This window comes from Nocardiopsis yanglingensis (assembly GCF_045809185.1).
GTDB lineage: Bacteria > Pseudomonadota > Gammaproteobacteria > Xanthomonadales > Xanthomonadaceae > Stenotrophomonas > Stenotrophomonas yanglingensis.
On the sequence record NZ_JBJNRH010000021.1, the window covers coordinates 59,503 to 68,726 of the forward strand.

General features: G+C 66.7%; 5 protein-coding genes. 2 read left to right on the plus strand and 3 right to left on the minus strand.

Going from position 1 to position 9,224, the window contains the following annotated elements:
- Nucleotides 1-237: 237 nt before the first annotated feature.
- Together ACJ7C5_RS19805 and queD are read right to left on the minus strand one after the other, a co-directional pair.
- Nucleotides 238-585: a phasin family protein gene (locus ACJ7C5_RS19805; protein WP_412704861.1), complete on the minus strand. Its 348-nt coding sequence runs from the start codon at nt 583-585 to the stop codon at nt 238-240.
- A gap of 116 nt (nt 586-701) precedes the next feature.
- Entirely contained in the window at nt 702-1,064 is a 363-nt protein-coding gene (gene queD, locus ACJ7C5_RS19810; protein WP_412704862.1) for a 6-carboxytetrahydropterin synthase QueD, read from the minus strand.
- Between the two features lie 193 nt (nt 1,065-1,257).
- On the opposite strand from queD, the gene ACJ7C5_RS19815 reads away from it, so the two are divergent.
- Nucleotides 1,258-3,897: a TonB-dependent receptor gene (locus tag ACJ7C5_RS19815; protein ID WP_412704863.1), complete on the plus strand. Its 2,640-nt coding sequence runs from the start codon at nt 1,258-1,260 to the stop codon at nt 3,895-3,897.
- 74 nt (nt 3,898-3,971) lie between these two features.
- Nucleotides 3,972-6,566, plus strand: coding sequence for a M14 family zinc carboxypeptidase (locus ACJ7C5_RS19820; protein WP_412704864.1), 2,595 nt, complete (start codon nt 3,972-3,974; stop codon nt 6,564-6,566).
- A 615-nt stretch (nt 6,567-7,181) separates the two neighbouring features.
- Here ACJ7C5_RS19820 and ACJ7C5_RS19825 read toward each other — a convergent pair.
- A complete protein-coding gene (locus ACJ7C5_RS19825; protein WP_094000509.1) occupies nt 7,182-8,603 on the minus strand; it encodes a DEAD/DEAH box helicase in 1,422 nt (473 codons plus the stop codon).
- Nucleotides 8,604-9,224: the final 621 nt, after the last annotated feature.

The window sequence follows — 9,224 nt, forward strand, 5'->3', positions numbered from 1 at the left end:
GGGGGGGGGGGGGGCCGCCCATCACCCGCGTGGGGGGCCCCCCCCCCCCCCCCCCCCGGGGCCCCCCCCCCCCCCCCCCCCCCCCCCCCCGGCGGGGCCCCTCAGCTCGCAGAGAGTCCAAGCGAAGAAGCGCTTTGGAATCCGAACGCCAGGCAAAAAAAGACCCGGCAGAGGGAGGGATCTGCCGGGTCCGGATTGCGTGGGGGGAGGGACCCACGCAATGAGCGTTGCGTCGCGTCAGTGGTTGTTCGCGTCCGCCGTTGATTCGTTGTAGCCCTGCACCAGTTCGGACCAGGCCTTGCCGGCCTGCAGGCCGAGCCCGACCACGTCCTGCTGGGCCTGGCCCAGCCGCTGCAGGTTGTCCTGCCACAGTTGCGCCCCCTTGTTGAGCATCCCGGCCGCATCCTCGCTGCGGGCCAGTTCGCCCAGCCAGCCGCTGGTCGCGGTCAGGTTGCGCTCCATCACCTTCAGCTGCACGCCGAACATGCTTTCCGCGTTCTCCAACGCCAACCGGTTCGCACGCGTTGCCGCGGCGGCGAGCTGGCGGGTGGCATCACTGAAGCGATCGCTGAAGGCGGCGGCCATGGGGCATCAGGGAGTGGCTTGATGCAATGCAGCATACGCCCTTGATGCGGCAATGCAACAAAAATAACAAAGGCGCCCAGGGCGCCTTTGAAACACCTTTCAGATCAATGGGTTGATCAGGCAGTGGGGCCGCGGTAACGGCACCCCGACGTGCAGGTTTCGTGCACGGTGATCTCGCTCAGCGCCGGCAGGCTCGGCTTGAGCTCGTTCCAGATCCACACCGCCAGGTTCTCGCTGGTCGGGTTCTCCAGGCCGGGGATGTCATTGAGGTAGTGATGGTCCAGGCGGTCGTAGATCGGCTGGAAGGCCGCCTTCACGTCGCCGAAATCCATGATCCAGCCGGTCTGCGCCCCCGGTTCGCCCTCGACCTTCAGTTCCACCCGGAACGAGTGTCCGTGCAGGCGCGCGCACTTGTGCCCCTGCGGCACGTTGGGGAGGCGGTGCGCCGCCTCGAGCATGAAGACTTTGAAGATTTCCATGGCGCGATTGTACGCCGCAGGACGCCGGCCAGCCTGAGCGGATGTTGGACTTTCGTGAAGTAAGTCTTTCCATCCGGATGAAGAGATGATAGTTTCTCTTATATCCGTATGAAGAGATGTTATTGGCCGGACCCCGGCCAGGCATGGACTACTGCGGAACTTCGTCGCCCTTACCACCTCCCCCCACATCGTCATGCCCAAGCACACCCTGCTCGTGGCGGCCCTGGCCGTCGCTCTGGCCGCGCCTTTGTCCGCCGCCGCCGAAACCTCCGCCGACGCCAGTGGCGAAGCCAGCACCCTGGCCGCCGTGCGCGTCACCGGTTCCAACATCAAGCGCACCGATACCGAGGCCTCCAACCCGGTGCAGGTGATCGGCCGCCAGCAGCTGGAACAGACCGGCAAGGCCACCGTGGCCGATGTGCTGCGTTCGATCTCGGCCAACACCGGCAACGCCAGCAACGAAACCACCAACAACGGTTGGGCCTCCGGCTCGGCCGGCATCGGCCTGCGTGGCCTGTCGCAGAAGAACACGCTGGTGCTGCTCAATGGCCGCCGCCTGGCCAACTACGGCTTCCCGGCCGGTGGTCTGTCCGACACCTTCGTCGATCTCAACGCGCTGCCGCTGGTTGCGGTCGAGCGCATCGAAGTGCTCAAGGACGGCGCCTCGGCGGTGTACGGCTCCGACGCCGTGGCCGGCGTGGTCAACATCATCACCCGGCAGAACTTCGAAGGCGCCGAGATCGGCGGCAGCTTCGGCGGTGCCGACCAGGGTGGCCTGCACGAGCAGAACCTGAAGTTCGTCGGCGGCCTCGGTGATCTCGATACCGATGGCTACAACATCCTCTTCAGCGTGCAGGGCTACAACCGCGAGCGCCTGGATCAGGACGAACGCAACCTGACTAGGAGCGGCATCTACACCGACAAGCCGGGTGGCCGCTGGAACGGCTGGTCGGCCAAGGGCGCGCGCTATCTGGTCAACGGCGTGTCGGTGCCGATGCTCGACGCCAACGGCAACTGCCCGGCCGGTACCACCCGCGTCGCCAGCGCGCCGATCGACGGCCTGGCCGGCGATACCTGCGGTTTCAACCAGGCACCGTTCACCACGCTGATCCCCTCGACCAAGCGCTACCAGGCCTATGCCAACGGTACCTTCCGCCTGAACGACAATGTCGAAGCCTTCGGCGAAGTGCTGTACAGCCAGATCAAGAGTGCCGCGTGGTTCGGCAGCAGCCCGTTCTTCACCCTGGAAAGTGGCCGCTTTGCCTTGAACGCAGACAGCGGCCTGGCCGAGCCAGTGTCATCGCTGCTGCCGGCCAACAATCCGTACAACCCGTACGGTCGCGCGATCCCGATCGAATACACCTTCTTCGACCTCGGCGGCACGATCAAGACCAACCGCTCCACCGCCTATCGCGGCGTGTTCGGCCTGCGCGGCACCACTGCCAACTGGGACTGGGAAGTGGCCGCATTCGGTGCGCGCAGCAGCGAGCGCGAGACTGTGTCCGGCGGCTTCGCCAACCGCTGGGCGCTGGCCAACGCACTGGCCACCGGCAGCTACAACCTGCTGGACCCGGCGGCCACGCCGCAGTCGGTACGTGATTCGATCAACATCGCCACGCTGCGCCCGGCCGAGTCCAAGCTGCAGGGCGTCGACGCGAAGATTTCCGGCAGCCTGGGCCACACCTGGGCCGGCGAAATTGGCTTCGCCGCCGGTGCCGAATGGCGCCGCGAGAAGCTCGATTCCAACAACCCGTGGCAGATCGATGCCGGCCTGCAGGTGCGCCCGGCCATCGCCGAAGTGCATGGCCAGCGCCAGGTCAGTGCGGCCTATGCCGAAGTGAACGTGCCGCTGGCCTCGACCCTGGAGCTGTCCGCCGCCGCGCGCGCCGATCACTACGATGATTTCGGCGACGCGTTCTCGCCGAAGATCGGCCTGCGCTGGCAGCCGTTGGATTTCCTGCTGGTGCGTGCCTCGGCATCGAAGGGCTTCCGTGCGCCATCGCTGTCGGAGAACTCCAACAGCACCAGCATCGCCTACGGCAGCGTGGTCGATCCGCGTGACCCGGACGTGCCTGGCTCGCGCCAGAACCCGACGTTCTTCACCGTTGGCAACAACGAACTGAAGCCCGAGCGCACCAAGAGCGTGAACTTCGGCGTGGTGCTGTCGCCGTGGGCCAACACCAACCTGAGCGTGGACTACTACCGCATCCAGCTGGACAACCTGGTCGGTACCAACAACACCCAGACCCTGGTCAACGACAATGTCGCTGGTGCCGTGCAGCGCGATGAACGCGGCAAGCTGCAGGCGGTCTATAACCGCTACCAGAACCTGAGCGAGCTGAAGACCTCGGGCATCGATGTCGAGCTGCGCCAGCGCATCCCGACCGCTGCACTGGGTGACTTCACCGTTTCCTCGGCCTACACCCACGTGCGCGACTACCGTCGCCCGACCGTGGTCGGCGGCCCGCTGGTGGACTATGCCGGCAGCAACCTCGGCGCGACCCTGCCCAAGGACAAGGCCACCACCACGCTGGACTGGAAGTACGGCGACTTCAACGCGGCGGTGACCTGGTACTACACCAGCAGCTATCGCCAGGAAGCGAGCACCGCTGCCACGGCCGTGCAGCAGCGCGTCGGCAGCTACAGCCAGTACGACCTGTACCTGGCCTACACCGGCATCGACAAGCTGACCGTGTACGCCAAGGTGCAGAACCTGGCCGACAAGACGCCGCCGTACGACGCCTCGTTCCCGGGCATCCGCGCGCCGTACGACTTCAGCCAGTACGACCTGCGTGGCCGCTACTTCACGCTGGGCTTCGATTACCGCTTCTGATCCATCCGCTGCGGCCGGTCACCTGAAGGGACCGGCCGCGCGATCGTCTGCCGTTGTGTTCCAGGGGAGTCACCGTGTCCTTGCATTGCCGTGCCGTTCTTCCGTTGCTGCTTGCCGCCGCCACCGTACTGTCCTCGCCGCAGCCGGTGCAGGCGCAGAGCGCGTACTTCTTCCCGCAGGTCAGCGACGCAGCGGCGTTCGATGCAGCGGTGCCCACGCCGGAGCAGTTCCTCGGCTACCCGATCGGCAGCCGTTACACCCGGCACGACCAGCTGGTGGCGTACTTCCAGGAACTGGCGAAACGCTCTGACAAGATCAGCGTGCGCGAGATCGGCCGCAGCTATGAGGGGCGCCCGCTGCTGATCGCCACCGTCACCGCTGCAGGCAACCACGCGCGACTGGAGCAGATCCGCCAGCAGCACGCGACCCTGGCCGATCCGGCACAGCCGCGTAGCGCGGCCGGCGACAGCCCGGTGGTGGTGTGGCTGGGCTACAGCGTGCATGGTAACGAGACCTCCAGTGCCGAAGCGGCGATGCTGACGGCGTACTACCTGGTGGCCAACCGAAGCGCCGAAACCCGGCAGTGGCTGCAGCAGGCGGTGGTGCTGTTCGACCCGGCGCAGAACCCGGATGGCCGTGATCGTGCCGCCAACTGGCACAACGCCTGGGCCTCCGATCCGGCTTCGTCCGACCCGGCCGACAAGGAGCACGTCGAACCGTTCCCGCAGGGCCGCACCAACCACTATTTCACCGATCTCAACCGCGACTGGCTGGCCCTGACCCAGCAGGACTCGCGGCCGAAGGTGGAGGTGTTCCACCAGTGGTACCCGAACGTGCAGATCGATTTCCACGAGATGGGAAAGGACAGCACCTACTACTTCGAACCGTCGCCGAAGAGCATGCACAGCCCGCTGATTCCGGCGGCGTCGTATGAATTCAACAAGACCCTGGCCAAGTACCACGCGCAGGCGTTGGATGCGCTGGGCTCGCTGTACTACACCGGCGAGAACTTCGACAACTTCTCGCCGGTCTACGGCTCCACCTACCCGGACTTCCATGGCGCGGTCGGCGTTACCGTCGAGCAGGCCAGCTCGCGCGGCCGCGTGCAGGAATCGGTGAACGGCCTGCTGACCTTCCCGTTCACCATCCGCAACCAGGTGGCTACCGGGCTGGGCACGGTGCGTGGTGCAGTGACCGAGCGCAGCGGCCTGTTCGACCTGCAGAAGCAGTTCTTCCAGAGCGCACTGAAGCAGGCCGCGCAGCAGCCGGTGAAGAGCTTCGTGTTTGGCGATGCGCATGATCCGGCACTGACTCGCCGCCTGCTGGAACTGTTGCTGCTGCATCGCATCGAGGTGCGTGCACTGGATCGTGCCGTCACTGTCGATGGCCAGCGCTTCGATGCCGGCCGTGCCTACGTGGTGCCGGTGCAGCAGGCGCAGTTCCGCCTGGTGCATTCGATCTTTGCCGAGACACCGCCGATCAAGGGCGATGTGTTCTACGGCAGCACCAGCTACGCGATCGCACCGGCCTACGGCGTGGCCTTTGCGGGCAGCCGCAGTCGCATCGACGGCGGCGCACGCGTGGCCGCGCTGCCGGCGGAGCAGGGCGCCGTGCTGGGCGGCCAGGCCGGATTCGCCTACGCGATCGACTGGCGCGACTACAACGCCGGACGCGCGTTGGCCGCGCTGCAGGACAAGGGCGTGAATGCACGCGCGGCATTCCAGCCGTTCACCACTGCGACCACGCAGGGCGAGGTCAGCTTCGCCGCCGGCAGCCTGGTGATTCCGGTGGCCGGGCAATCACTGCAGGGCACGGCGTTGCTTGAAGCCGTGACGTCTGCCGCGCGTGCTGCCGGTGTGCAGGTGCACGCGCTGTCCAGTGGCCGCAGCCGCGAAGGCATCGACCTCGGCAGTGACGGCGTCAAGGCGCTGCGCAAACCCGCGGTTGCGCTGGTGATGGGCGAGGGGGTGGCCGCCACCGAAATCGGATCGGCGTGGTTCCTGCTCGACCAGCAGCTGCGGTTGCCCGCCAGCAAGCTGGATCCCCTGCAGCTGGGCAAAGCGCCGCTGGATCGTTACACCACGATCGTGCTGTCCGGTGGAACCTACACAGGCATTGATGCCACGGCGGTGGCTGCACTGAAGCACTGGGTGCAGGCCGGTGGTTCACTGGTGACCTACGGCAGTGCCTCGAAGTGGGCGATCGAACAGAAGCTGGCCGACGGCGAGAAGCTCGGCAAGGAAGAAGAGACTGCTGACGAGAGCCGCCGTGCGTTCGGCGACCAGCGCGACATCGCCGCGATCGAGCGGGTCAGCGGCAACATTCTCAGTGCCGACGTGGATACCAGCCATCCGCTGGCGTTCGGCGTGCCACGCCGGCAGCTGGCGATCAACAAGGAGAACACGGTGACGCTGCAGCCGAGCGCGAACCCGTTCTCGACGGTGGTGCGCATCGACACGCCGCCGCGGGTGAATGGCTACCTGTCCGAGCGCAACCGCGCGAGGGTGGCCGGCAGTGCGTGGCTGCTGGTCTCGGCGCAGGGGCAGGGCAACGTGGTGCTGTTTGCTGATGACCCGGCGCATCGCAAGTACTGGCACGGGACGGGTCGACTGCTGATCAACGCGATCTTCTTCGGGAATCTGGTGAATCCGAGTAGGGCGCGGGGTTGAGGCGTTTGGCGCCTTGATTTTTACCTGGCTGGGGGGAGGCCCGGAGGCCCAGTCAGGACACGCCGTAAACCCCGCTCCGCGGTCCGGCCCAGCCGCTGGCGGCTGTGCGTTCGGGCGCTTGCGAAGCAGTGCTTCGCAAGCAAAGCACCCTCACCCCTGGGGGCTCGATGGCGCCATCCATGGCGCCAACGGTCCTGCGCAACCCGCCCGGCCTCCCCTCGACGGTTTCCTGCGGGCGCGGACGCATCAAACCCAAGGCGGGAGCAAGGGCAAAAGCAAAAGCAAAAGCAGCGGCTTCGGCTTCTGCTCTTGAATTTGAATTTGAATTTGATCCTTCTTCCTCTGGCTACCCCGCGGGAGAAGGAAGGCGCTGGAAATGTCTGAAGCGTTGGGGAGCGGGGGCGGCGCAAAACCGTGAGGCGCATGGATGCGCCGACCGAGCCCCCATGGATGGGTTTACGGCGTGTTTTGCGCCGCCCCCGCTCCCCAACGCCCACGCACAACCAACCGCCAGCTTCATAACCCAGGTAGCCAGCAAAAAAAAAGGACGGCGCCTCAGCGCCGTCCCTCGATAGCCCCCCGCGCAGCGGGAAGCGCAACAACCGTCAGCTGCGATCAGCCGGCGCGACCGCCGCCGTTGCCACCCTGGCCACGACCACGACCGCCACCATTGCCGCCACCGCCACGACGCTGGCCCTGACCCGCGCCCGCACCGGCACGCTGCTGGCCATTGCCACCGCCCTCGCGACGGCCGCCACCGGCCTTCTTCGGGCCGGCATGCGCATGGCGCGGTGCATCGCCGTGCGGACGGCGTGCGTGGCTCTTGCGCGGTGCGCGCTCGCCGGTATCGTGCTCGGCCTTGCCCGGTGCGCTGTTGCCCCAGCGGATCGGCGTCTGCAGCTCGAAGCCCGGCACGTCGCGGATGTCCATGTCGCGGCCCAGCAGGCGGGTGATCGCACGCAGCAGCTTCACTTCGTCCTGCGCCACCAGCGAGATCGCCTGGCCGGTGGCACCGTTACGGCCGGTACGGCCGATGCGGTGCACGTAGTCCTCGGCCACCATCGGCAGATCGAAGTTGATCACCTTCGGCAGCTCGTTGATGTCGATGCCGCGCGCGGCGATGTCGGTGGCCACCAGCACGGTCACGCGGCCGGCCTTGAAGTCACCCAGTGCACGCAGGCGCTGGCCCTGGCTCTTGTTGCCGTGGATCGCCGCGGTCTTGATGCCGGACTTTTCCAGGAACGTGGCCAGCTTGTCGCTGCCGTGCTTGGTACGGGCGAAGACCAGGGTCTGCTCGCGGCTGTCCTGCGCCAGCAGGTGCAGCAGCAGGTCGCGCTTGCGGCTGCCATCGACCGGGTGCACGCGGTGGGTGATGGTCTCGGCCACGGTGTTCTTCGGCGTCACCTGGATCTGTTCCGGGTTGCGCATGAACTCCAGCGCCAGCTGGCGGATGTTGTCCTCGAAGGTGGCCGAGAACAGCAGGGTCTGGCGGTTCTGCTTCGGCAGCTTGGCCAGGATGCGCTTGATCGACGGCAGGAAGCCCATGTCGAGCATGCGGTCGGCTTCGTCCAGGATCAGTACTTCGATGCCGGACAGGTCGACGCTGCGACGCTCAAGGTGGTCGATCAGGCGGCCCGGGCAGGCCACCAGCAGGTCCACGCCACGGCGCAGGATGTCCAGCTGGTTGCCCATGCCGACGCCGCCGTAGATGCAGGCGCTGGGGATGCGCAGATACTTGCTGTAGCCACGCAGGCTGTCATGCACCTGGGTGGCCAGCTCGCGGGTCGGGGCCAGGATCAGCGCACGCGGCTTGCGCGGACCGGCACGCACTTCCTGCGAGGCGGTGCCCAGGTGCTGCAGCAGCGGCAGGCCGAACGCGGCGGTCTTGCCGGTGCCGGTCTGGGCGCCGGCCAGCAGGTCGCGACCGGCCAGCGCCAGCGGGATCGCCTGCTGCTGGATCGGGGTCGGGTTTTCGTAGCCCTGCTCGGCGAGCGCACGCAGCAGGAAGGGCGCCAGGCCCAGCGATTCAAAAGACATTGAGTTTGCTCCAAGTACAAGAAACGCCTGTCCGAGCGGACAGACGGGGGCAGATCAAACTGATCGGCTGACTCGGAGCGTTCCCGTGAACCGCGCTGCGAGAATTGGGTGCAGCCGGCACGAAGCGCAGGCTGGAATGCGTGACGAACGGCGTCGGAGTGGGGGCGGGCGAAGAGGGCGGACCCTGATCGCCGGCGATCCCGGAGGGAAACGGACGGCCGCTGCAGACCCTGCAAGTCTAAACGATGTTTGAGACTTCACGCAAAAAGGCCTGTTCAGGTAGGGGTTCTGCCTGCAGGGCTTGCAGCCCTGCACCCGCGGAGGCCAGAGCCAAGGCTGGAGCAAGATCAAAAGCCGGGTTCCTGTGGGATGGCGGGGTGGGTCCGGTGGCAGGGGACGCCGTAAATACGTCCATGTAGGCTCGGTCGCGGCTTGCTCGTGTGCGCAGTCCTGCGCACACGGCAAGACCGGGGTTGGGCGTCCTGCCCAACCCGCCCGAGGCATGCCTCGGGCCCATGCGGCTCACGCCCCTGCCACCGGACCCACCCCGCCTTCGACAGTTGGCCGCGATCTGTCGGAACGGCGTTCTGCTTTGGTGGGTGCCGACCGTTGGTCGGCACG

What these genes read in the sequence shown, in the direction of transcription:
- ACJ7C5_RS19815 (WP_412704863.1), top strand. Translation starts at nt 1,258, where the DNA reads ATGCCCAAGCACACCCTGCTCGTGGCGGCCCTGGCCGTCGCTCTGGCC.
- queD (WP_412704862.1), bottom strand. Translation starts at nt 1,064, where the DNA reads ATGGAAATCTTCAAAGTCTTCATGCTCGAGGCGGCGCACCGCCTCCCC.
- ACJ7C5_RS19805 (WP_412704861.1), bottom strand. Translation starts at nt 585, where the DNA reads ATGGCCGCCGCCTTCAGCGATCGCTTCAGTGATGCCACCCGCCAGCTC.
- ACJ7C5_RS19825 (WP_094000509.1), bottom strand. Translation starts at nt 8,603, where the DNA reads ATGTCTTTTGAATCGCTGGGCCTGGCGCCCTTCCTGCTGCGTGCGCTC.